The organism is Streptomyces sp. NPDC028289 (assembly GCF_055565975.1).
Genome location: NZ_JBVHTI010000006.1, coordinates 739,039 through 763,030 on the forward strand (window position 1 = coordinate 739,039; position 23,992 = coordinate 763,030).

Consider the following 23,992-nt stretch of genomic DNA (forward strand, 5'->3'; position numbering starts at 1 on the left):
CTGGGGACGGTCGTTCCTCAGGGCATGAAGAGGATCATCACTGCCGCCGCGCTCGCCCTGACGGGCGTGGCTCTCGCCGCCCCTGCCCACGCGGACGGAACCGGCCCCGGTCCCTCCCGTGACCTTGCCACCAAGGTCGCCGGGGCGCTGCCCAAGGCCGCGGTGGCGGGTCTCAACGCGGCTGCCGCGTCCATGACCACCGGCCTCCAGGACCGGCCCCCGGCCACATAGGTCCGTCCGTCGAACGGGTCTGTCCCGTGGAACAGGCCCGTCCGTCCGGCCCCGGCCCGGTCGGTCTTTCTCGGCGGCCCGGGTCGGGGGGCGACCTCCCGCGCCCCTCCAGCCGTGCCTGACGACTCCCTACCGGGGCGAATGGCGCGGGGGTGCACCGGTGAGCAGGTGGCGCTCGTGGGACGCGTAGCGGCTGCGTTCACGGTCGGCGGACCGCCGGCCCGCCAGGACGGTGGTGAGCCAGCCGGTGAGGAATCCCGCCGGCACGGAGACGAGGGCGGGTGTGTTGTAGGGGAACCAGGCGAAATCGGCCTCCGGGAAGGCCGACAGCGGTGTCCCGGAGACCAGGGTGGTGCCCGGGGCCAGGGCGAGCACGGTCAGCGAGCCCACGACGAGGGTGGCCAGGAGCGCCGTGCGCGTGTAACGGCGCCAGAAGAGGGTGTAGAGGAGCGCGGGCGCGATGGCGGAGGCGCCCAGGGTGAAGGACACCGTCGCCAGGGGCTGGAGACTGCGGTGCTGGGCGAGGACGGCCAGGAGGATGGTCGGGATGCCCACGGCGAGGGCACTGCACCGGGCGAGGGCGAGTTCCCGGGCCGGTGCCGGGGGAGTGGCGCGGGACGCCGTCAGGTCGTGGGCGAGGGTGTTGGCGCAGGCCAGCGTCATGCTCGCGACGGAGGCGAGCAGGGTGAGGAAGACGGCGGTGGTGACGGTGGCGAAGAGCAGGCTCTCCGGCCGGGACAGGGCGGCTCCGAACGCGGCGCGGGCACCCAGCAGGTAGGCGGTCGTCCCGTGTGCGTCGGCGGCGGCGATGCGGTCGTGACCGACCAGCGCGGTCGCGCCGGCGCAGATCACCGTGAGCATCAGGATGAAGAGGGTCACCGAGGAGACCGCCCAGGACATCGCCCGGCGGACCTGGCGCGGCGTGCCCGCCGTGTACATCCGCATGGTGACGTGCGGCAGACAGGCGCCGCCCAGCACGATGGCGGCCTGGGTACTGGCCATGTCCAGGGCCGGATGCGGGCTGCTGGAGTACTGCAGACCCCAGGTCAGATAGGCGTCACCCGCCCCGCTCCGTCCGGCCGCCGCGTGGAACAGCGCCTGGGGCTGCCAGTCGAACGCGCGCAGGATCAGCACGCTCACGACCAGCCCCGAGCCGAGCAGCGCCACGGTCTTGATGATCTGGACCAGCGCGGTGCCGGGCATCCCGCCGAGCGCCGCGTAACTGATCATGAGGACACCGGCCCCGGCCACGCACCCGTTCTTCATGCCGGTGTCGGCGAACCCGAGGACGTACGCCAGGAGTTCGCCGACACCGGCGAGCTGGACGACCATCATCGGGACGAGTGCGGCGAGGGTGACCAGGCAGGCCGTGACGCGGACCGACCGGGCCGGGTGGCGGCGGGCCAGCGCGTCGCCCATGGTGTAGCGGCCGGTGTTGTGGAGGGGTTCGGCCAGCAGGAACATCAGCAACAGCAGGGACAGCAGGGCGCTGAGGGCGAGGACGACGCCGTCGTAGCCGCACAGGGCGATGATCCCCCCGATGGTGAGGACGGTGGCGGCGGAGATGTAGTCACCGGCGACGGCCAGCCCGTTGCGCAGCGGCGACAGGGACCGGTAGCCGGTGTAGAACTCGGCGAGGTCGTCCGCCTCCGGGCCGGTGAGCACGCACAGCAGCAGGGTGAGGGCGACGACCGAGCAGAACGCGACGAGGGACCAGGACTGGGCGGAGCCGCCCAACCCGGTCACGGCGCCTGCTCCCGGTCCGCGACGGCCACGCCCGTCTGACGTCGGGCGCGTCGCGCCAGGGGGTCCACGAAGCGGTGCGCGGCGGCTTCGTAGAGCAGGACCGCCAGCCAGGTCACGGGGATCTGGACGAGGGCCAGGAGCAGTCCGGTGGGCAGGCCGCCGGGGCCGGGGCGGGCCATCAGCGAAGGCGCCTTGACGGTCAGGGTCAGGAAGGCGGCGAAGTAGCCGAGTGCGGTGATGGTCGCCACCCGCCGGTGCCAGCGGTACGAGCGCCGCAACAGGCGCAGGGTGCGGTGGGCACCGGAGCGGGGGCTCGCGGGGAGGGTGTCGTACGGCACCTCGCCGGTCGACCAGGTCGGGGACGGGCGGTCGTACGGGGACGGGCGGCCGTACGGGGACCGGTCCGAGGGTAAATCGGGCACATCATAGGACATTTCGGCAACTCCTCGGTGGGGACCGGGTCCGGTCGTGACGGGCCGCGAGCGGGGAGGGAGGTTCGGCCGGCCGCACGGCGTGCGGCCGGGAGTTGATGGGAAGCCGTGTGCGCCGGTCGTCCAGGACGTCGTCTCATGGGGGAGCGGTCGGGTGAACAGGGCGCCATGGTCCCCGGCGTGGGCGCTGTCCGCCAGAGGTGCGGTCGGAGTCGATGGGAGCGATCCGCGGTGCGCGGGGCTGACGTCGGGATCTCCGCCAGGAGGTGCTGAAGCATGGGCGGAGTGCGCGGTGGCGCGATTGCTTCGAAAAGTGCGCCGTCGCACACCTCATGAGCCCTGGGGTGCCCGCCGGTTGACCCACCCGTGCGCGGCGCGGCTGTGACGCACTTCATGGGTGGCGTAGGTCTCGAACGCGGGCCCCGACCAGTGCGTCGTTCAACTTCCTGAAGCGGCAAGGAGTTTGCTCGGCAACGATCTCGCCCGGGCGGCCTCGCGTCTCCGCCGGACAGTCTCCGTAAGGAACCGCCATGACTCCGTTGGCACATGGAGCAGCTCGGAAGTTGTCGAATGCGAAGTACATTGCAATTACAGCGTCTTGGCCCCGCTCTGGATAACGGGGCAGATATCGGACACTTCGCACGATTTACAAGCTTTCTGCGAAAGATGCGTGCTATGAGCGCCTATCTGACTCCTCCAGCCGTAGTACAAGGTGAACATGCCGTGACGACCGGCGAGATCCTCGCGGAGGTCCGCGGCCGGCAGCCACAGGCGCCGTGGCTGCCGCGGATGGACGGCATCGCCGCGAGCACGGGGATCGACGACCGCGGCTGGATGCTGCCGCTGGAGACGGCCGCCGCGCCCGGCAGCGGCACGGGCCTGCGAACTCCGGGCGCAGGCCCGGCCCGTGCGGCACTGGCCGGCAACGGGTTCACCGAGCACGAGGTCGACCGCGCGATCGCCGCCCTGGAGGCGATACCGGCGCCGCAGACCATCCAGGAGCGCACCGCGCCGGCCTGGGCGGCCGTGCAGACGTACGGGGAACGCGCGGCCCGCGACGCCCTCCGGGCCGCCGGACTGGACACCGCCGACGTCGACTGCCTGATCACCAGTCACTCCACGACCCCGGCCCTGCCAGGGCTGGACCTCTCCCTCCTCAACCGCCTCGAACTGCGCGACGACGTACTGCTGCTGCCGGCCACCCAGTGGGCCTGCATCGCCGGCACCCGCTCGCTGGCCCTGGCGGCCGACCTGGTCGCCGCGGACCCCGACCGGGTCGTGCTGGTCGTGATATCGGAGGCGCTGAGCACCACCTACCAGCCCGCCGACGACACGCTGGAGTCACTGATCGTGCGGCTGCTCTTCGCGGACACCGCCGTCGCCGTGGCGGTCACCGGCCGCCCCCGGCCGGAGTCGGTCCTGCGGCTGGACGCGGCCTGGCACCACACCCTGCCCGGCACCACCGACCTGCACCGGCTGGAGACCCGGGAGGACGGCACGCATTTCGTGATGGACCGCCGGGGGCCACGCGCCGTGCAGGAGACGGTGGCCGCGATGTGGGAGTGGCTGCGCGCACGTCACGAGGGCGACGGGCACTCCTGGCATCCCGACCTGCTGCTCGCGCATCCCGGTGGGACGCGGGTGCTGGAGTACATGGAACAGACGATGCCCGACGGATGGCCGGAGGGGCTGCTGGCCTACAGCAGGGACAGCTACACCACGGGCAACCGTGGCGGTGCCGCCGTCCTCGACATCCTGCGCCGTGCGCACGACGCCGGCCAGAAGTCGGGCAGCCGTACGGTGCTGTACGCGGCCGCGCCCGGGCTGACGGCCACGGCGGTGGAAGGGGAGTGGCTGTAGCGGAAGCCCGCCGCTCTCAGCCCGGCGCAGGCGCTATCCCTCCAGTTCCGCCCAGACGGCTTTGCCGGTTTCCGTCCACCGCACCCCCCAGCGCGTGGTCAGCTTGTGGACGACGTACAGACCCCGCCCGTCGTCGTCGAGCGGGTCACCGCGGCGCAGGCGCGGCCGGCCGTTGCCGGTGTCGCCGACCTCGCAGGTCAGCCGGCTTCCGGCCCGCACCAGCCGCACCGTGACGGGCCCGGTGCCGAACCGGACGGCGTTGGTGACCAGTTCGCTCAGCACCAGCAGCGCGCTGCCCCTGGCCTGATCGCCGAGGTGCCAGCGCCGCAGGAGGGGCGCGGCCAGGGCGCGGACGCGGGCCGCGGTGTCGTCCCGGGCGGGCAGCCGCCAGGTGGCGGTGTCCCGGCTGCGCCGCCCGGCCATCCGGGCCAGCAGCAGGGTGACGTCGTCGCGCAGCGGCTCCTGCGGGCCCAGCCGGGCGACCACGCGACGCGCGGCCTGCTGCAGATCGTCCCAGGGATGCACCTCGCGCACGACGTCCGTCAGCCGGCCGATGCCGTCGTCGATCGAGGCCGCCGGATCCTCCACCAGGCCGTCGGTGTACAGGACGAGAAGCGAACCGGGCGGCGCGCGGAACTCGTGCACCTCGAACGGCTCCCGTACGACGAACTCCGCGCCGAGGGCCGGGTGCGGCTGTGCCGCGACGGTCTCGGCGGAACCGTCGGGATGCACCAGGACCGGTGGCAGGTGGCCGGCGTTGGAGATCAGCACCCGGTGGTCGACCGGGTCGTAGACCGCGATGCAGCACGTCGAGCCCAGCGCGCTGTATCCGGCGGCGAGGCCGGCGTCCGTGTCGTCCAGCAGGGTGACGGTCTCGTCCAGACGCTCCAGGACCTCCCCGGGGCCCAGCCCCGCCGACAGCAGCGCGCGTGCCTCCATGCTCAGCTGGCCCATGGCCGCAGCGGCCCCGAGACCGTGGCCCACGACGTCACCGACCACCAGCGCGGTGCGGTCCCCCGGCAGCGGAAAGCTGTTCACCCAGTCACCGCCGACGCCCGCACTGTCCGGCGTGGTGGGCTCGTAGACACTGGCGACCTCGATGGTGTCGCTGCCGGTCCGCGGCAGCAGCCGGCGCTGCAGCGCCAGGACCTGGGCGTGCTCACGCTGGTGCTGGCGGGCCAGGTCGACGTGCCGGGCGGTCTTGGCCACGAGCTCCTGCAGGTCGAGCAGTTCGCCGTCGCCGAAGAGGCACTCCGGCCGCCGCCAGACCTCCGTCACGCCCAGCACGATGGGCCCCGGCGTGCCCGCCGGTCCTTCCACCACCAGCGGTATGCAGGCGACACTCACCGGCCGGTTGCCGGGCACCAGGGCGCGCACCAGACGCGGATCGTCCAGCGCCTGCTCGATCGCCGCGCGGTCCGGAATGACGACGGCCTGCGGAACGTCGTCGCGCATGACCGCACCGGCCAGCAGACGGCTCGCCTCGAGGGGGAGGTTGTCCCCGGGCGTCAGGTATCCCTCGGGCCAGGCCCGGTCCGGCACCAGGGCCGCCCGCCGCAGCCGGATGCGCTCCTGCGCCTGCTCGGTGACCGCCTCGCCCGTCCACACGGCGTAGTCGAGGTTGACGGCGGCCACGTCCCCCCAGGCCAGCAGGGACTGGGCCAGGGACTGTGCGGTCTCCCCGATGTCCAGGGACGTCCCGATCGCGGTGGCCGAGGCGTACAGGTGCAGCCGCTTGGCCATGGCGATCAGCGAGACCGTCAGGCCCTCCTGCGGTGGGGCGGCCGGCAGGATGCTCATCGAGACCACCAGCTCCGACCTGTCGGCCCGCCGCAGGCGCTGGACCCGGGCGACATGCGCCTCCCGCGTCTCGAGGACCCGTCGCAGCCGCTGTGTGACCGTCGGTACGTCCTCGGGCGGCAGCAGGTCGGCGAAGGCGGCCCCCGGTGCGGCGCGGACCCCCGCGAACGGAGGGGCGTCCAGATTGGCGCCGCTGATCCTCAGGTCCTGGTCGAGAGTGACCACCCCGAGGATCCGTTCCCCGTCCTCGGAATCGCCGTCGGCCCCAGAGGCGCGCTTCTCACCCACCGCCGTTGCTCCGCCCTTCGGGATGTAGTCCCCCAGGGCGCCGCTGACCGTGTCGAACGGCGAAGCAGAGGAGGGTGTGGGGTCCATACAGCTCACACAGTTCGGTGACTCCGGCGCGTACCGGCAGACCTTCCCGAGTCCATGCGGGCAGGTCTCGAGCACCCTCTCCCGCACATCTCATGAGTAACACAAATACCCTGCTCACCGAAGGGGTAAAAGTGATCAAAACGACACAAGACGTGAGTGGCGCGGATGATGCTCCCGTGTAACCGACCCGCGCGCTCCGGGCGTGCGCCCATCCGTTTCGCCCGACGCTCGGCGGGCCGCTGCGCGGGGAGGGCGCGATGACCGCCACCAGGGCGGCCGAGCTGACGGGCGCATCCGTGGTCGGCTGCCCGTATCACCTGCGGATGCCGGCCGAGTACGGGGTCCGATACCCGCCAGCGACCCGCGTCGTACCGCGTCACGCTGGACGGCATGACCACCGCCTTCCCGCCCCTCCCCATCTCCTCCGTCGCCCTCAATGAGCTCCGGGTCCGTGACGACGCCGGGAATCCGCCGCGCCCGTACCCGGACGGCGAAGGCGGCGCGCCCCTGCGCTGCTGCCTGCGGTCCAGTACCTCGGGCGAGCGGATCGCCCTGCTCTCCTACGCCCCGCTGCGCCGCTGGGCGTCACGGACCGGTGCCGACCCCGGGGCCTACGACGAGCAGGGGCCGGTCTTCGTCCACGCCGAGGACTGCGGCGGCCCGGCCGGCGAGCACCTCGGCTATCCGTGGGCCCGCCCCGGCGCGCTGCGCGTCCTGCGCCGCTACGACAGCCGAGGGCACATCACGGGCGGCCGCCTCCTGGAGCTTCCCGACGACGCCCAGGCGGCGTTCGCACATGCCCTGGCCGAGGCCTTCGCCGACCCCGGCACCGCCCAAGTACACGTGCGTGCCGTTGAATACGGCTGCTACCACTTCCGCGTGGACCGCCCCTGAAGCAGAAAGACGGAGGCCCGGCGGTGCGCCACGGCACCCGGGGATGATTGGCTGGCCCCGGCCGATTCCACACCGACCCGGCTCCGCCGGCAGGAGGACCCCGCAGTCATGAGCAGTGCCTACGCCTACGAATACAAGGTCGCCACTTTCCGGGAGTCGCTGATCGGCGACGCGCTGGACAGCGACAAGCTGGAGAAGGTCCTCAACGAGCACGCCGAGGACGGCTGGGCCCTCAAGGCCATCACCTCCGCCGACGTCAAGGGCCGCATAGGTCCCGGAGCCGTCGAGGGCCTGCTCCTGACCTTCGAGCGTCCCCGCGGCTGACCGGAACGCAGCCGGCAGCAACCGAACGCCCCCGACCCACCGAGGTCCGGGGGCGTTCGCCGTCCTCCCCGACGTTGACTCGCGCGCAAGCGGCCGAAAGGCGACGTGATGATCGTCCAGACCCGGTGGGCCGCGGTCGGCCACCGGGCCCCCACCGGCAGGAACACGAGCGTGCCGGCGCTTTGCCCGTCGGGTGGTGCGGCATCCGAGGCGGCCCGTCCTTCGCTCTGAGCCGTTCTTGACTGTCGGACCGAGGCGTGCGGAAGCGCAATAATTTGCGCTCCTTGCGTTCACTTGCGCTGAGCGATGCACGTACAGCATGCACAGTCTCTTGGTCTCGGGCGCGGCGCGTACGCCGTCTTCACCCCCCGATGCATGCGTGCTTCTGGTGAAATTTGTGCAGTCCTGGTAGTAGACGGGTCCGCATCGCTCTGCAATATTTCGATGAAACAATGCAAAAGTCTGCGCGGCGCTGTTCCGTGCCGCACCTTTCTGCACCACTCCGCCAGGAACGAGCCGCCCTCGCCGCCCCATCGGCGCGCGAGCCTCCGCAGGAAGTGACCCCGCATGACTCGACACAAGCCGAGATCCTGGAGACGGCGCGCGGCGACCGCTGTGCTCGCCTCCGCCGTCATGGTTCTGGGCCTGCCGGCCGTCGGCGCACGCGCGGCCGGCGGCCCGAACGCCGCCGCGGACACCGCGACCACGGCAGGCAGCGCCCGCTCCGCACACGCGGCCGCCAACGTCACCGACGGCGACACCGACACCTACTGGCAGGCCGGAAAGAAGTCGGCCCAGTGGGTCCAGACCGACCTCGGGCGGACCAGGCGCGTCCGCGAGGTCGTGCTGCGGCTGCCCGAGCAGTGGCAGACCCGCAGGCAGACGCTGGCGCTCCAGGGCAGCGCCGACAGCAAGAGCTTCGCCACGCTCAAGTCGACGGCGCAGTACGTCTTCGGCCCGGGCAACGACAACACGGTCAAGGTCTCCTTCCCTGCCACCCTCGCCCGGTACGTACGGGCCGACTTCAGCGCCAACTCGGCCGCCGGCACCGCCCAGCTCGCCGAGATGCAGGTCCTCACGACCGCCGCCGCGACCCCGAACCTCGCCCTGGGCAAGCCCTTCAGCGAGAGCGGCCACGCCGACGTCTACGGCGCGGCCAACGCCGGTGACGGCAACCGCAACACCTACTGGGAGAGCACCAACAACGCCTTCCCGCAGTGGCTCAAGGTCGACCTCGGCTCCTCGGTCCAGGTGAACCAGGTGACGCTGCGCCTGCCCAGCGGCTGGCCGAGCCGCAACCAGACGCTCAAGATCCAGGGCTCCACCGACAACCAGAACTTCACCGACCTGACGGCGTCGAAAACGTACGCCTTCAACAGCTCCGACGACCAGTCGGCGACCATCACCTTCGACACGACCACCACGCGGTACGTACGGGCGCTGTTCACCGCCAACGACGGCTGGCCCGCCGGGCAGGCGTCCGAGCTGGAGGTCTACGGACCGGCCACCGGCGACACCCAGGCGCCCACCGCGCCCGCCGACCTGACCTGCAGCGAGCCGACCACCGGGCAGATCAAGCTGACCTGGAGCGCGGCGACCGACGACACGGGCGTGACCGGCTACGACGTCTACGCCAACGGCCAGTTGCGGGCGAGCGTCGCCGGGAACGTCCTGACCTACACCGACACCCAGCCGGCCGGCACCGACATCACGTACTTCGTGCGGGCCAAGGACGCCGCGGGCAACGTCTCCGCCAACAGCAACAGCGTCACCCGCAAGGGCGCGAGCGGCGACACCCAGGCCCCCACGGCGCCCGGCAACCTCGCCTACACGCAATCCGGCAGCGACGTGAAGCTCACCTGGCAGGCGTCCAGCGACAACGTGGCGGTCACCGGGTACGACGTCTATGCCAACGACCAGCTCGTGAAGACCCTGGCGGGCGACGTGACGACGTACACCGACACCCCGTCGGCGACGGCCACCGTCACCTACTACGTGAAGGCGAAGGACGCCGCCGGAAACGTGTCGGTGGCGAGCAACAGCGTCACCCGGCCCGGCTCCGGTGCAGGCTCCGACCTCGCCCAGGGCAAGCCCGTCGAGGCCTCCTCGTACACCTTCACCTACGTCGCCGCGAACGCCAACGACGGCCAGATCGGCACCTATTGGGAGAGCGCGGGCGGCGCCTACCCGGCCACCCTCACCACCAAGCTGGGCGCCAACGCCGACCTCGGCCAGGTCGTCGTCAAGCTCAACCCGGACCCGGCCTGGTCCACCCGCACCCAGAACATCCAGGTGCTCGGCCGCGACCAGGACGCGACCACCTTCACCAGCCTCGTCGCGGCGAAGGACTACACGTTCAACCCGGCCACCGGCAACACTGTGACCATCCCGGTCTCCGGCGCCGTCGCCGACATCCAGCTCAAGTTCGCCTCCAACACCGGCGCCCCCGGCGGACAGGTCGGCGAGCTCCAGGTGATCGGCACCCCGGCCGCCAACCCGGACCTCAAGGTCACCGGCATCACCAACTCGCCCGCCGCGCCCGTAGAGTCGGACGCCATCAGCCTCTCCGCGACCGTCACCAACAGCGGCAGCAAGGCGTCCAAGGCCACCGACCTGAACTTCACCCTCGGCGGTACCAAAGCGGCCACGGCCGACGTCCCCGCCCTCGCGGCCGGCGCCTCGGCGACGGTCACCGCGAGCATCGGCACCCGGGACGCGGGCAGTTACCCGGTCGGCGCCGAGGTGGACCCGTCCAACAAGGTCATCGAGCAGAACGAGGGCAACAACACCTTCACCCGCTCCGACGCCCTCGTCGTCAAGCCCGTCTCCAGCTCCGACCTGGTCGCCGCGCCGGTCGCCTGGACGCCCTCCAGCGCCTCCGCCGGTGACACCGTCGCGTTCACGGTCGCCCTGAAGAACCAGGGGACGGTGGCCTCGGCCTCCGGCGCCCACGGCGTCACCCTGACGGTCCAGGACGCCAACGGCGCCACCGTCAAGACGCTTTCGGGCTCCTACAACGGCACCATCGCCTCCGGCCAGACGACCGCACCGGTCAGCCTCGGCTCCTGGACGGCCGTCAACGGCAAGTACACCGTCAAGACGGTCATCTCCGACGACGCCAACGAACTCCCGGTGAAGCGCACCAACAACGCCACCACACAGAACCTGTTCGTCGGCCGCGGCGCCGACATGCCGTACGACATGTACGAGGCCGAGGACGGCACGGTCGGCGGCGGCGCCAAGGTCGTCGGCCCCAACCGCACCATCGGCGACTTCGCGGGCGAGGCGAGCGGCCGCAAGGCGGTCACGCTCGACGCCACCGGCCAGTACGTCGAGTGGACCACCCGCGCCGCCACCAACACCCTGGTCACCCGCTTCGCGATCCCCGACGGCACCGACGCCACCCTCGACGTCTACGTGGACGGCCAGTTCCTCAAGGCGATCGACCTCACCTCGAAGTACGCCTGGCTCTACGGCAGCGAGACCGCACCCGGCAACTCACCCGGCTCCGGCGCCCCGCGCCACATCTACGACGAGTCGAACCTGCTGCTCGGTAAGACCGTGCCCGCCGGTTCCAGGATTCGCCTCCAGAAGGACGCGGCGAACACGGCCGGTTACTACGCCGTCGACTTCATCAACACCGAACAGGCGACGGCGAACCCCAACCCCGACCCGGCCGCCTACACGGTCCCGGCCGGCTTCACCCAGCAGGACGTGCAGAACGCCCTCGACAAGGTCCGCATGGACACCACGGGCAAGCTCGTCGGCGTCTACCTGCCCGCCGGTGACTACGACACCTCCAGCAAGTTCCAGGTGTACGGCAAGGCGGTCAAGGTCGTCGGAGCCGGGCCGTGGTTCACCCGCTTCCACGCCCCCGCCTCGCAGGAGAACACCGACGTGGGCTTCCGCGCCGAGGCCACGGCCAACGGCTCGACGTTCGCCGGCTTCGCCTACTTCGGCAACTACACGTCCCGGATCGACGGCCCGGGCAAGGTGTTCGACTTCTCCAACGTCTCGAACGTCACCATCGACAACATCTGGGCCGAGCACATGGTGTGCCTCTACTGGGGCGCCAACACCGACAACATGACCATCTCCAACTCCCGTATCCGTGACACGTTCGCCGACGGCATCAACATGACGAACGGCTCCACGGACAACCACGTCGTCAACAACGACGCCCGCGCCACGGGCGACGACAGCTTCGCGCTCTTCTCGGCCATCGATGCCGGCGGCGCCGACGAGAAGAACAACCTCTACGAGAACCTGACCTCCACCCTCACCTGGCGGGCGGCCGGCATCGCCGTCTACGGCGGCTACGACAACACCTTCCGCAACATCCGCGTCGCCGACACTCTCGTCTACTCCGGCATCACGATCTCCTCGCTGGACTTCGGCTACCCGATGAACGGCTTCGGCACCGATCCCACGACGATCGAGAACGTCTCCCTGGACCGGACGGGCGGCCACTTCTGGGGCTCCCAGGTCTTCCCCGCCATCTGGGCGTTCTCCGCCTCGAAGGTCTTCCAGGGCATCCGGGTCAACGACGTCGACATCGACGACTCCACCTACGGAGGCGTCATGTTCCAGACCAACTACGTCGGCGGTCAGCCGCAGTTCCCGGTGAAGGACACCATCTTCACCGACATCTCCATCACCAACTCCAAGAAGAGCGGAGACACCTTCGACGCCAAGTCCGGCTTCGGCATCTGGGCCAACGAACTGCCCGAGCCCGGCCAGGGTCCTGCCGTCGGCGAGGCCACCTTCCGCAACCTGCGGATGAGTGGGAACGCCCAGGACATCAGGAACACGACCAGCACCTTCAAGATCAACATCGAGTAGGTCCCGAAGGGCGGTGAAGGGAAGGGGCGTCCCGGCGGGGAGGCCCCTTCCTGCCGTGTCCGGCACTACCCGATCGTCTGGCCGAAACGGGCGTCGGGGTCGGGGGCGTGCAGTGTGCCGCCGTCGAAGGACCACGAGCGGCAGGGTTGCGCGAGGTCGTCCGCGGCCCTACCGGAGCGCTCTATCTCCGGTGAGACGGGGCCGCCGACGGGCCCTCGGCGAAGAAGGTGCCGCGCTCGCGTGGTCAGTCCTGTCCGGCGCGCGGCAGGACCTGGACCGTGTCGCCGACGGCACGCTCGCCGGTGGCGTCGGACGTGGTGTTGACGAGGCTGCCGTCGACGGCCATGGCGGTGGAGCCGCCGCCGTCCAGGTTGAGCGCCTGTACCGCGCCCAGTGAGCGCATGAACCGGGCCGCCTCGGCGAGCGTGAAGCCCTCGCTCACACCGGGCTGCCGGCCGTCGATGGTCACCAGGAGCAGGCGCCCGCGAGCGTCGACGCCGGCCAGGGTGCGGGGCTGGCGCACGTTGGACCAGGCGAACCCGAAGGAGAGGTCGAGCGGGTCGAGTGTGCCCTCGGCGGCGGCGTCGATGTGGACGCGGCCGTCCTCGACCAGGGTCGGGGCCGCGCTGACGATGCTGTCGTCGGGGCCGAGCGGGACCTGCCTGCCCGAGGTGTCCCGGACCGTCTCCCGCAGCTCCAGCCGGCGGCCCGTCGCGGCGTGTTCGGCGAGCCAGGCGGCTGAGGTCCCGGTGCCCTGGAGGACCGAGCCGCCGGCGGGCACGGAGCCGCCGCGGTCGCCCTGGGAGAGGACGACGCCGTGCCGGTCGAGGACGACCTGGACACCAGGGCCGGTCGGCAGGGGCGCCCCGAACTCGGAGGTGAACCTCACCAGGTCGTCCGGGAGCGAGCAGGTGAGGTCCTGGCGGGGGAGTTCGGTGGGTACGGCGCCGGGGCGGCCGCAGTTGCGCACCTTGCCCGGGACCCGGTTGACGCCCTGCACCGCGTGGACGACGGAGCCGGAACGGACGGTCACGGTGGTGGACAGGTCGGCGACCCGGATGTGCCGTCCGCCGTCGGCGAGGATCAGCGCGGCACGGGAACCGGCCGCCATGGACTGCAACTCGCCGCGCACCGCGGACAGCCCGGCCGAGGTGCCCTGGACGCCGTCCGCGTCGGAGGTGACGAAGAATCCGCCGTTGACGCCGACCAGGGAGCCCAGACGGGCGGCCACGGTCGAGGTCTTCTCGCGGTCGGCGGCGTCCCCGCCGTCACTCACCTCGACCGTGCCGCGCAGCCGGGCCGGATCGACGACGGCGACGTGGACGCGCTCCGCGTCGGCGGGGCGGCGTCCGTCGTAGCCCGTCCACTCGACGGAGGCTCGGAAACCGGCTGCCGACATCGCCGAACCCAGCGTCCCCGCCTCGGCCTGCGTGGCGTACTCGCCGACCCTGACCTGCCAGCCCATCGTGCCGTGCGGCGTGTCGGCGTACTGGTCCCAGGTCACCCGCTCGACGCGCGGCGCGAACCCGGCGGCCCGCAACTGCCCGGCGGTGGTGTCGGCCCACCCGCGGTCACCCAGCGGGGCCCAGGTGGCGGCCCCCGTGAGGCGGTTGACGGCCGGGGCCTGGACGGTGACCGTCCACACACCGGCGGCCCGCGGGTCACTGAGCACCCCGGTACGGACCTCGACCCCGGGCGTCACGTGCCGAGTGGTCCACGCGACGGTGTTCGTGGCGGTGTTCGCGGCGGCGTTCCCGGTCAGGGTGCTCGCGCCGGCCGGCGGAACGAACGCGACCAGGGCCAGCACGGTCGCCGGCACGAGACCCCGTCCCGCCCTCCGGCGCCCACCCCGTATCGCGTGCCCGAACGTCTCGGCTCTGACAGACATGCCTCTCCCGACGTACGACTCGACGTGTGCGGCGCCACCCGTCATACCTGCACCGCCCCGCCATCCCAGGCCGGCTCCAAGACCCCTGCGTGAAGCGGCGGACACCTGGCGGAGAAGCCTGTACGACATTCGACGGGGTGGGGCCGGGTGGCCCGCCGCCGTGCGTCCGTGGCCCTGGAGAGATCCCCCAAAGATATGGACGGCACGTTCATTTCATGGTTATATGAACGTGTCGTTCATTTAGACGCGCCTGAAAAAGGAGACCCCCATGAGCACCCCCACCACCGTCCGTGTCGCGCTGGTCACCGGAGGCTCGGGCGGCATCGGCCGCGTCGCGGCCGAACGGCTCGCCGAGGACGGTTTCGCGGTCGCCGTGCAGTACGAGGGAAACAAGGCCAGGGCCGAGGACACCGTGGCCGCGATCACCGCCGCCGGCGGCAGGGCCCTGGCGGTGGGCGGCGACGTCGCCGACGAGAGTGCGATGAGCGCGGCCTTCGACGCCGTCGAGTCGGCCTTCGGCGGCATCGACGTGGTCGTGAACACCGCCGGCATCATGATCCTGTCCCCCGTCGCGGAGCTCGACCTCGCCGACCTGGACCGGATGCACCGCACGAACATCCGCGGCACCTTCGTCGTCTCCCAGCAGGCGGCACGCAGGGTCCGCCCGGGTGGCGCGATCATCAACGTCTCGACCTCGGTGGTCCGCACCCAGCTGCCGGGCTACGGCGCCTACGTAGCCAGCAAGGCCGCGGTCGAGGGCCTGACCCTCATCCTGGCCCGTGAGCTGCGCGGCCGGAACGTCACCGTCAACGCCGTCGCGCCCGGCCCCACCGCCACACCGCTGTTCCTGGACGGCAAGGACGACGCCACCATCGCGAACTTCGCCAAGGCGACCCCGCTGGAGCGGCTCGGCGGGCCCGAGGACATCGCCGAGGTCGTCTCGTTCCTGGCCGGTCCCGCGCGCTGGGTCAACGGACAGGTCCTCTACGCCAACGGAGGACTCGCCTGACCCCCGCCGCACACGCACCACCCCGCCCCTGCACCGTCATCGCGGAAAGGAACCACGTCCATGTCCACCACCGGCACCACCGGCACCATCGTCGTCATCACCGGCGCCTCCAGCGGTTTCGGAGCACTCACCGCCCGTGCGCTGGCGGACGCCGGCCACACCGTCTACGCCGGCATGCGCCGGACCACCGGCCGCAACGCGCCCCAGGTCCGGGCCGCCGCCCACTACGCCGACGAGCACCACGTCGACCTGCGGTCCATCGAGCTCGACGTGAACTCCCAGCTCTCGGTCGACACCGCCGTCGCGCAGATCGAAGCCGAGCACGGCCGCGTCGACGTGCTGATCCACAACGCCGGGCACATGGTGACCGGGCCGGCCGAAGCCTTCACTCCCGACCAGCTCGCCGAGCTCTACGACGTGAACGTCCTGTCCACCCAGCGCGTCAACCGCGCCGTGCTGCCGGGCATGCGTCGGCGCCGGCGAGGACTGGTGCTCTGGGTGTCCAGCACCAGCGTCAAAGGCGGTACCCCGCCCTACCTCGCCCCCTACTTCGCGGCCAAGGCCGCCATGGACTCCCTCGCGGTGTCCTACGCCGGTGAACTCGCCCGCTGGGGCGTGGAGACCTCGATCGTCGTCCCTGGCTCGTTCACCAGCGGTACCAACCACTTCGCGCACTCCGGCCACCCCGAGGACACCGCCGTCGAGGCCGAGTACGAGAGCCGGTACCCCGGCCTGATGGACCAGATGGCGACCAAGCTCGCCGCCCTCGCCCCCGAGGAGGCGCCCGCGTCGCTCGTCTCCGACGAGATCGCCCGCATCGTCGCCCTGCCCGCCGGAAAGCGCCCGTACCGCGTACACGTCGACCCCGCCGACGACGGATCCGAGGAGGTCTCCAAGACCGCCGACCGCATCCGCCGCGGCTTCCTCACCCGCATCGGCCTTGCCGACCTGCTCACCGTCCAGAGCTGAGACATCCACCATGAGCTGGACGGAGTCCGCCGGAAGCAGTCCGGTGGTGTCGGTCGGCGGTGTCCAGGATGGGGCGGGCAGGTGCGGGCCCCCGCCGGCTGCGGGGGTCCCGCACCTTCGGTCATGCCAGGGCGAACTTCTGGGCGCCGGAGCCGTTGCAGTCCCAGATCTGGAGGCGGGTGCCGTTCGCGGTGGCGCCCGAGGGGGAGTCGATGCACCGGCCGCTGGTCGGGTTGTACATCGAGCCGTCGGCGTTGACGACCCAGTTCTGGTACCCCCCGCCGTTGCACGTGGCGAGTTGCAGCTTCGTGCCGGCCACGCTGACACCGCCCGCTATGTCCAGGCACCTGCCCAGCGTGCGGAGGGTCTGGCCGTTCCAGGTCCACTTCTGGTCGAGCGACGTCGCCTGCTGGCAGTCCCACAGCTGGACCGCGGTGCCGTCGCCGCCGGTGTCGTCACCGGCCACGTCCACGCACTTGCCGCCGGGACCGTAGATCGGGGTGCCGATGGCGAAGTTCTGGGCGCCGGAGCCGTTGCAGTCCCAGATCTGGAGGCGGGTGCCGTTCGCGGTGGCGCCCGAGGGCGAGTCGATGCACCGGCCGCTCGTCGGGTTCCGCAGCGAACCGTCGGTCTGCCGCACCCATGACTGGTAGCCGCCGCTGTTGCACGTGGCGAGCTGCAACTTGGTCCCCGCGGCGCTGTTGCCGCCGGCGATGTCCAGGCACTTGCCGAGGGTCTGCAGGGTCTGGCCGCTCCAGGTCCAGTGCTGGTCCCTGGCCGCCGACTGGCAGTCCCACAGCTGGACCGCGGTGCCGTCGCCGCCGGTGTCGTCACCGGCCACGTCCACGCACTTGCCGCCCGGTCCGGTGATCGTCTGGCCGGTCACCGAACCGCCACCGCCGCCGGAGCCGGGACCCTTGTTGTACACGGCCACCGAGTCGACGACCAGCTTGCCGCCGGAGAGCGTGGCCGCGTTCGGGCCCCCGCCGAACGCGTCCGGGAATCCGCCGCCGATCGCGAGGTCGTAGATGATGAAGAAGGGGTGGTCGATCGCGTCGGACCAGGTCGTCGCGTCCACCTGGTTGGCGTTGACCGTGAAGAAGTTGTTCCCGTCCAGGTAGAACCGGATCTGTTCTGGCGACACCGAGCGGTCGATCTCCACCGCGTAGTCGTGGAAGCCGGTCTGGCAGCCCGCGCACGCGCGCTCACCCGAACCGATACCGGTCGACTCGTTGCACGGCCCGCCCGGGTTCACGCCGCAGTGGATGGTGCTGAAGTCGGAGCTGCGGCCGTTGATGTCCTCCATGACGTCGATCTCGCCCGACTTCGGCCAGACCACACCGTCGCGCAGCGGTGCGCCGAGCATCCAGAACGCCGGCCAGTAGCCCGCGCCGTTGGCGGTGGTGACGTTGGGCTGCTGCAGGACGGACTCGATGCGGACGACGCCGCCGGCCGGTGCGCCGAAGGAGGCCGACTGGGTCTCCACGCGCCCCGAGGTCCATCCGCTGCGCGGGTCGGAACCGGAGTGCAGGGCCTGGAGCACCAGATGGCCCTGGCCGTCGTAGTAGACGTTCGAGGTGCTGCTGGTCATGGTCTCGATCTCACCGGTGCCGAAGCTGCTGCCCGGCCCGGTGTCGTACTTCCACAGGCTCTGGTCGATGCCGGTGCCGGACGCACCGTTGAAGTCGTCGCTCCAGGTGAGCGAGAAGCCCGCCGGCGTCGGAGGCACGGCCGCCCGGGCGGTGAACGACGCGCTGACGGTGGCCGCCACCGTCAGCGCGACGACGGCAATCAGGTTGAGGGTTCTTCGCCATCCGCCGCGCAGTGGTCTTGTGGGACTCAATGACATGTACCTGACCTCCGAGTGAGGGGAATGACGGCAGCGGAACAGGGCGAGTACTCGGCCCTGGATCTTGTCGGCGAGGGCGAGAAGGAACGAGTCGCCGGTGCGGTTGTAGAGCCAGAAGACGCTGTCCAAGCCGTCGCCCCAGCGCACCGACACCCAGCTCTGGCATCACCAGGAAATGCGAGATCGCCGCGTACTGGCCGCACAGACCCGGCCAGTTGCTGCCGCAGCCGGTTGTCGAGCCAGCCGCGTGCGGTGACCGCGCCGGGCGGCAGGCGCAGAAAGGCGGTGGGGGAGAGGGGCGCCGCGTTGGGCGAGTAGAGGCCGCCGGGGGCGGGCGCCACGCGCGACGATGCCGCGGTGTGTGCGAGGCGGGTGCCGCGCGCCGCCCGGGCGGGACCGGCCATGGCGAGGGGGATACCGCTCGCCCCGGCCACGGTGAGGGCGCCGGCGACGAGGTGTCCGCGGTTCAGGGGCATGGGGGAGCCTCCTGGCACGATCCGGGGCGTGCGGGAACCAGGGCGCGCGAGCTGGTCACCGGGGCGCCTGGGGCATTTCAACGGTGGAAGGTACGGACCAATCGGCATGACGGCACGGTTCGGGGGCCGTGTCCAGGGGGTGTGCAGGGGCCGGGCGGTCCGTGCGGTCCGCCGCCGTCACTTGTACGGCGGCGGACCGCATCCTTTTCAGGGCCGGCGCAGGAGACTCGGCGTGGCGCGGGGAGGCGTTCGCCGGCTCCGGGCGGGCGTCAGGGAGTGCACCCGGCCGGGGTGGCCCGAGAGGCGTCCGAGATCAGCGCCTGCTGGGCCGTCCTGAGCCGCTGGACGTCGGGCTTGACGACCCTGCGGTCATACGTCAGCAGGCCGTTGAGCTCACCCTCGACGTCCGTGATCTGGGTGTACACCGCTCCGTTGCCACCCTGGCAGGCCAGCGCGTGGACCTCGGCGAGCTTGGCCAGGTAGTCGTCGGTGTAGGTCGCGGGGTCGACGTCGACGTACGACTGCTGTACCGACCAGGCGTGTCCCGGTACGGCCAGGCCGAGGCCGCCGTACTCACCGCTGACCAGGGCACGTCGGCCGTCGGGGTGGGGCGGCAGGGCCGGACTGGGATAGCCGTGCTCGTCCATGATGTCGCCGGTGCCGCCGTCCTCGCCGAGGTTGAGCCCGGACATGGAGTCGACCAGCCGGGTCGGGTCCCAGGACTTGGCCTGGTCGGCGATGCGGGCCATGTCGTACTGGCCCCAGCCCTCGTTGAAGGTGACCCACATGACGACCGACGGGCTGCTGTAGTGCTCGTCGATCATCTGCTTCATCTCGCGCTCGTACTCGGCGCGCGCCTGTGCGGACGGGTTCACCCCGGCCGTCATCGCGGGCATGTCCTGCCACACCATCAGCCCGAGCCGGTCGGCCCAGTAGAACCAGCGGTCGGGCTCGACCTTGATGTGCTTGCGCACCGCGTTGAAGCCCATGCTCTTGTGCATCTTCAGGTCGTGGGCGAGCGCCTCGTCCGTCGGGGCGGTGTACAGGCCGTCCGGCCAGAACCCCTGGTCCAGCGTGGCCATCATGAAGACCGGCTTGCCGTTGAGGAGGGTGCGCGGAACGCCGTTCACCTTCTCCACGCTGACCGACCGCATCCCGAAGTAGCTGCCGACGCGGTCGGCTCCGACGCTCACCTTCAGGTCGTAGAGGTACGGGTCGTCGGGCGACCACAGCCGCGGGTTCCGGATGTGCAGAGTCAGGGGCCCGCCGCTGCGCCCGGTGACGGTGGCCACCTTGCGCTTGCCCTCGTAGGCGGTCGCCGTGACCGGCAGGCCGTCGCGGACTCCCTGCGGCTCGACGGTGAGCGTGCCGGCGTCGACGTCCGGGGTGAGCTTGAGCCGGTCGACGTGGTCGGCGGCCACCGGCTCCATCCACACCGTCTGCCAGATCCCGGAGGTCGGCGTGTACCAGATGCCGCTCGGGTCCAGGCGCTGCTTGCCGACCGGCGGGTTCTCGCCGTCGGCCGCGTCGGTGGGGTCGTAGACGCCGACGATCAGCTCCTGGGTGCGGCCGGGCTTCAGCGCGTCGGTGACGTCGGCGCTGAACTTGTCGTACCCGCCCTGGTGTTCGGCCACCTTGGTGCCGTTGACGTACACCTCGGCCCGCCAGTCGACCGCGCCGAAGTTCAGCTGCAGCCGCTTGCCGGAGCCGATCTTCCAGCCGGCCGGGGCGGTGAAGGTACGCCGGTACCACATGCGGTCCTCGTGCCGTTCGAGCCCGGACAGCTGCGACTCCACGGGGTACGGGACGAGGATCTTCTCGCCCAGCTTCTTGCCCACCGGCGGTTGTTCGCCCGCCGTGGCGGCGGCGAACTGCCAGGTGCCGTTGAGGTTCTGCCAGTCACCGCGCGTGAGCTGGGGGCGCGGGTACTCGAGGTGGGCGTTGTCCGGCCCGACCTGGTCGGCCCACTTGGTGCGCAACTCGTACGTCGATTTGTTGGCACCGCTGCTCCAGAAAGGGCTGACAACGTTGCCATCGGTTCCGGCCAGGCCGCCTTGACCGTCGTAGCGCACGTCGGCGAGACCCGACGCGGTGCCGGTCTTGTTGCCGACGACGGGCTCCTTCAGTGCGATCAGCAGCTTCCGGGGGGCGGCGGGGTCCAGCCGGGCATCCGCCAGGGGCCAGGTGGCGCCCCCGATCACGGCGTCGAGATGCTCGCCGAGACCGGCCGGCGGCGCGCTGAGCGGCTGTGCGAACTCCAGGGCGAGGGTACGGCCGCTCGCCTGGACGGCGGTGGAGACGGCGCCGTCGTAGTCGAAGCCGTCGGGCAGGCGGAACGCGGACTGCGGTACGGCTGTCTTGGCGCCGCCGGGCGGGGTCCAGCGCAGGTGGAGGTTGGAGCCGCCGTAGTGCTCGAAGTACTCGACCTTGATGTCGTAGGCCGTGTTCGCCGTCAACTCGACGGGCTGGCCCGTCTGTTCGATGTCCCAGTCGTCCACCCAGTGGTCGATGACCAGCCGGCCGTCCACCCACAGCCGGAAGCCGTTGTCGCCGATGATCGAGAAGGTGGTGGGGCCGGTCTTCTCCGGGACGATCTTCCCGGTCCAGCGGACGCTGACGTCGTCCGACTGGCCGGTGGCGAAGTTCAGGCGCGGCTCCAGGGTGTCGAAGTCGAGGTTCGGGTCGAACCCGGTGGCCTTGAGCTCGTGGAAGTCGAAGGCGCCGGGGGCGGACTGGGTGTAGTAGTCGCCCTTGAGGCCATGGACTTCGACGGGATCGTCGGCCGCGGAGGCCGCGGAGGCGGCGGGTGGAGCGGTGAGGCCGGCCAGGCCCAGGGCCGCGGCGAGCAGTAGGGCGAGGCGTTGCCCGAGAGGTCTGATGCGCACGAATCCTCCTTGGGTGAGGAAGGGTGGCGGCTCGTTGCTTCTGTCTGTACAACGTTGGAAGGAACGGCAGTTGGCATGAGAGCACGGCTCTCGGCCTGTGTCCAGGGACATGACAAATCCCCGGGGCGCGGGGCACTCATCGACGCTGAGGAGATCCCTTGCGGGTCAGCCTGAGGGACGTGGCGGAACGCGCGGGCGTTTCGATCAAGACCGTGTCCAACGTGGTGAACAACTATCCGCACGTCACCCCGGCCATGCGCGCCCGGGTGCAGGCCGCGATCGACGAGCTCGGCTACCGGCCCAACCTGACCGCGCGACATCTGCGCAAGGGCCGGACGGGGATCATCGCGCTCGCCGTTCCCGAGCTCGGCAACCCGTACTTCGCGGAGCTGGCCGGCGCGGTGATCGACGCGGCCGCGGAGCACGAGTTCACCGTCCTGCTCGACCACACGCGGGGCGAGCGCGAACAGGAGATCCTGGTCAGCCAGGGCTTCCGCGGCGGGGTGATCGACGGACTGATCCTCAGCCCGCTGACCCTGGAGGCTTCGGACCTGCGGGGCCGGCCGGGAGATGTGCCGCTGGTGCTGCTCGGGGAGCGCGAGTACGGCCTGCCCTTCGACCACATCGCGATCGACAACGTGGCGGCGGCGCGGTGCGCGGTGCGTCATCTGCTGGGTCGCGGCCGGACCCGGATCGCCTACCTCGGCGTGCGCACCGACTCCGTCAACCAGCCCGCCCACCTGCGACTGGACGGATGGCGCGCGGAGCTGGCCGCGGCCGGGGTCCCCGCGCCGGACAGCCTGGTGGTGCCGGTCGGCGGCTGGGACCGGGACGACGGCGCGCGTGCCATGGCCGAGCTGCTGGACTCCGGCGTGCGTCCGGACGCCGTCTTCGCCTTCAACGACCTGATCGCGATCGGCGCGATGCGGGTGCTGCACGAGCGGGGTCTGCGGGTGCCCTGGGACGTGGCGGTGGTGGGTTTCGACGACATCGCGGAGGGGCGCTTCGGTGCCGTCACCCTGACGACGGTGTCACCGGACAAGCAGGCCATCGCGAAGATGGCCGTGGCCTCGCTGCTGCGCAGCCTGTCGGGCCGCGCGGAGCCCGGCGGCCGCGAACTGACCGCGGAATTCGAGCTGGTGGAGCGGGAGAGCACCTTGGGCCGACGGTGACGAGATTTCGGACGGAAGGCTTTACACGACCCTTCCAACGATGTAAAAACCTCCCCTGAACGACGAGCACGCCGAGTTGACGCAAGAGCAAGCCTCCCCGAGAGCGCTCTCAGCTCCGGGGCCGTGCCGTTTGGGGACACTCATGAAGCCCACCGCACTTGCCCGTCGCACCTCCGCTCGAACGCTTCTCGCCGCCGGCCTCGTGACGAGCCTCGCGCTCGCGACCGGATGCACCAAGTCCGAGGACGACTCGGACACGAAGCCCTCCGCCTCGCAGCAGGACGACGCCGGCCAGGTGGTCGCCTCGCCCGGCACCGCCTCCGGCCCGACCTGCACCATCGACGCCTACGGCGGCAGGAAACTCGACCTGAAGACCGCCACCGTCGGCTTCTCCCAGTCCGAGAAGGAAGCCAACCCCTTCCGGATCGCGGAGACCGCCTCCATCAAGGCCGAAGCCAAGGCACAGGGCGTCAGACTGCTCACCGCCAACGCCCAGTCGCAGTTCTCCAAGCAGATCAGCGACGTCCAGGACCTCCTCGCCAAGGGCGCGAACCTGCTGGTCATCGCACCGCTCAACTCCGACGGCTGGGAGCCGGTGCTGCGCACCGCGGCCGCCAGGCACATCCCGATCGTGACCGTCGACCGCAAGATCAACGCGACGGCCTGCAAGGACTACGTGAGCTTCATCGGCTCCGACTTCACCGAGCAGGGCAGACGGGCCGCCGACCAGATGATCGCGGCGACCGGCGGCAAGGGCGAGATCGCCGTCCTCCTCGGCGCCGCCGGCAACAACGTGACGACCGAGCGCACCAAGGGCTTCGAGGACCGCATCAAGGAGAAGGCACCCGGCCTGAAGATCGTGTTCCGCCAGACCGGCGAATTCGCCCGCGAGAAGGGCCAGTCGGTCACCGAGAACCTCATCCAGGCCAAGCCCGGCATCACCGGGATCTACGCCGAGAACGACGAGATGGGCCTCGGCGCCGTCAACGCCCTCAAGGGCGCGGGCAAGAAGCCCGGCGACGTCAAGATCGTCACCATCGACGGGACCCGCAACGCCGTACAGAGCATCGCGGACGGCTGGATCTACGCGGTGATCGAGTCCAATCCGCGCTTCGGGCCGCTCGCCTTCCAGACCCTGGACACCTTCACCAAGGGCGGAAAGGTCGGGCAGGACATCGTTATCAAGGACAGCGCCTACGACAGGGGCAACGCCCGGTCGGACCTCGGCAAGGCCTACTGAC

General features: G+C 70.9%; 15 protein-coding genes and 1 pseudogene. 9 read left to right on the top strand and 7 right to left on the bottom strand.

Features of this window, described 5'->3' with window-relative positions:
- Positions 1 to 24: 24 nt before the first annotated feature.
- Entirely contained in the window at positions 25 to 231 is a 207-nt protein-coding gene (locus ACZ4UV_RS32445) for a hypothetical protein (RefSeq protein ID WP_451017058.1), read from the top strand.
- Between the two features lie 129 nt (positions 232 to 360).
- Here the strand turns inward: ACZ4UV_RS32445 and ACZ4UV_RS32450 are convergent, their stop codons facing one another.
- Positions 361 to 1,977: a sodium/solute symporter gene (locus ACZ4UV_RS32450; RefSeq protein WP_451017057.1), complete on the bottom strand. Its 1,617-nt coding sequence runs from the start codon at positions 1,975 to 1,977 to the stop codon at positions 361 to 363.
- Positions 1,974 to 2,411 carry a DUF485 domain-containing protein gene (locus tag ACZ4UV_RS32455; RefSeq protein ID WP_467842676.1) on the bottom strand — a complete coding sequence of 146 codons (438 nt, stop codon included), beginning with the start codon at positions 2,409 to 2,411 and terminating at the stop codon, positions 1,974 to 1,976. Before ACZ4UV_RS32455 ends, ACZ4UV_RS32450 begins: the two co-directional genes overlap by 4 nt.
- Positions 2,412 to 3,083: 672 nt before the next feature.
- On the opposite strand from ACZ4UV_RS32455, the gene ACZ4UV_RS32460 reads away from it, so the two are divergent.
- Positions 3,084 to 4,268: a beta-ketoacyl-[acyl-carrier-protein] synthase family protein gene (locus ACZ4UV_RS32460; protein ID WP_451017055.1), complete on the top strand. Its 1,185-nt coding sequence runs from the start codon at positions 3,084 to 3,086 to the stop codon at positions 4,266 to 4,268.
- 33 nt (positions 4,269 to 4,301) lie between these two features.
- Here the strand turns inward: ACZ4UV_RS32460 and ACZ4UV_RS32465 are convergent, their stop codons facing one another.
- Positions 4,302 to 6,443 carry a SpoIIE family protein phosphatase gene (locus ACZ4UV_RS32465; protein WP_451017054.1) on the bottom strand — a complete coding sequence of 714 codons (2,142 nt, stop codon included), beginning with the start codon at positions 6,441 to 6,443 and terminating at the stop codon, positions 4,302 to 4,304.
- Positions 6,444 to 6,833: 390 nt separating this feature from the next.
- Between ACZ4UV_RS32465 and ACZ4UV_RS32470 the strand changes: the two genes are divergently transcribed.
- From ACZ4UV_RS32470 to ACZ4UV_RS32480, 3 genes are all read left to right on the top strand, one after another.
- Positions 6,834 to 7,337, top strand: coding sequence for a DUF1203 domain-containing protein (locus ACZ4UV_RS32470; protein ID WP_451017053.1), 504 nt, complete (start codon positions 6,834 to 6,836; stop codon positions 7,335 to 7,337).
- Positions 7,338 to 7,445: 108 nt separating this feature from the next.
- Positions 7,446 to 7,661 carry a DUF4177 domain-containing protein gene (locus ACZ4UV_RS32475; protein WP_451017052.1) on the top strand — a complete coding sequence of 72 codons (216 nt, stop codon included), beginning with the start codon at positions 7,446 to 7,448 and terminating at the stop codon, positions 7,659 to 7,661.
- A gap of 567 nt (positions 7,662 to 8,228) precedes the next feature.
- Positions 8,229 to 12,503 (top strand): galactose-binding domain-containing protein, encoded by a 4,275-nt coding sequence (locus ACZ4UV_RS32480; RefSeq protein WP_467842681.1) that lies wholly within the window; start codon positions 8,229 to 8,231, stop codon positions 12,501 to 12,503.
- A gap of 244 nt (positions 12,504 to 12,747) precedes the next feature.
- On the opposite strand, the gene ACZ4UV_RS32485 is transcribed toward ACZ4UV_RS32480, so the two are convergent.
- Positions 12,748 to 14,322 (bottom strand): phosphodiester glycosidase family protein, encoded by a 1,575-nt coding sequence (locus ACZ4UV_RS32485; RefSeq protein ID WP_451017050.1) that lies wholly within the window; start codon positions 14,320 to 14,322, stop codon positions 12,748 to 12,750.
- A 337-nt stretch (positions 14,323 to 14,659) separates the two neighbouring features.
- Between ACZ4UV_RS32485 and ACZ4UV_RS32490 the strand changes: the two genes are divergently transcribed.
- Both ACZ4UV_RS32490 and ACZ4UV_RS32495 read left to right on the top strand, forming a co-directional pair.
- Positions 14,660 to 15,400 carry an SDR family oxidoreductase gene (locus ACZ4UV_RS32490; RefSeq protein ID WP_451017049.1) on the top strand — a complete coding sequence of 247 codons (741 nt, stop codon included), beginning with the start codon at positions 14,660 to 14,662 and terminating at the stop codon, positions 15,398 to 15,400.
- 60 nt (positions 15,401 to 15,460) lie between these two features.
- Positions 15,461 to 16,369, top strand: a complete 909-nt coding sequence (locus tag ACZ4UV_RS32495) for an SDR family oxidoreductase (RefSeq protein WP_451017048.1) — start codon at positions 15,461 to 15,463, stop codon at positions 16,367 to 16,369.
- 121 nt (positions 16,370 to 16,490) lie between these two features.
- On the opposite strand, the gene ACZ4UV_RS32500 is transcribed toward ACZ4UV_RS32495, so the two are convergent.
- From ACZ4UV_RS32500 to ACZ4UV_RS32510, 3 genes and pseudogenes are all read right to left on the bottom strand, one after another.
- Positions 16,491 to 18,218 (bottom strand): ricin-type beta-trefoil lectin domain protein, encoded by a 1,728-nt coding sequence (locus tag ACZ4UV_RS32500; RefSeq protein ID WP_467842914.1) that lies wholly within the window; start codon positions 18,216 to 18,218, stop codon positions 16,491 to 16,493.
- Positions 18,219 to 18,278: 60 nt separating this feature from the next.
- Positions 18,279 to 18,694 (bottom strand): annotated as a pseudogene (locus tag ACZ4UV_RS32505) (hypothetical protein); the annotation flags it as partial.
- A gap of 269 nt (positions 18,695 to 18,963) precedes the next feature.
- Complete coding sequence (locus tag ACZ4UV_RS32510; RefSeq protein ID WP_467842687.1) at positions 18,964 to 21,579, bottom strand: PA14 domain-containing protein; 2,616 nt, start codon at positions 21,577 to 21,579, stop codon at positions 18,964 to 18,966.
- Positions 21,580 to 21,737: 158 nt separating this feature from the next.
- On the opposite strand from ACZ4UV_RS32510, the gene ACZ4UV_RS32515 reads away from it, so the two are divergent.
- Together ACZ4UV_RS32515 and ACZ4UV_RS32520 are read left to right on the top strand one after the other, a co-directional pair.
- Positions 21,738 to 22,751, top strand: a complete 1,014-nt coding sequence (locus tag ACZ4UV_RS32515) for a LacI family DNA-binding transcriptional regulator (RefSeq protein WP_451016070.1) — start codon at positions 21,738 to 21,740, stop codon at positions 22,749 to 22,751.
- A 142-nt stretch (positions 22,752 to 22,893) separates the two neighbouring features.
- Complete coding sequence (locus ACZ4UV_RS32520; protein ID WP_451016069.1) at positions 22,894 to 23,991, top strand: ABC transporter substrate-binding protein; 1,098 nt, start codon at positions 22,894 to 22,896, stop codon at positions 23,989 to 23,991.
- The last annotated feature ends 1 nt before the right edge of the window (position 23,992 follow it).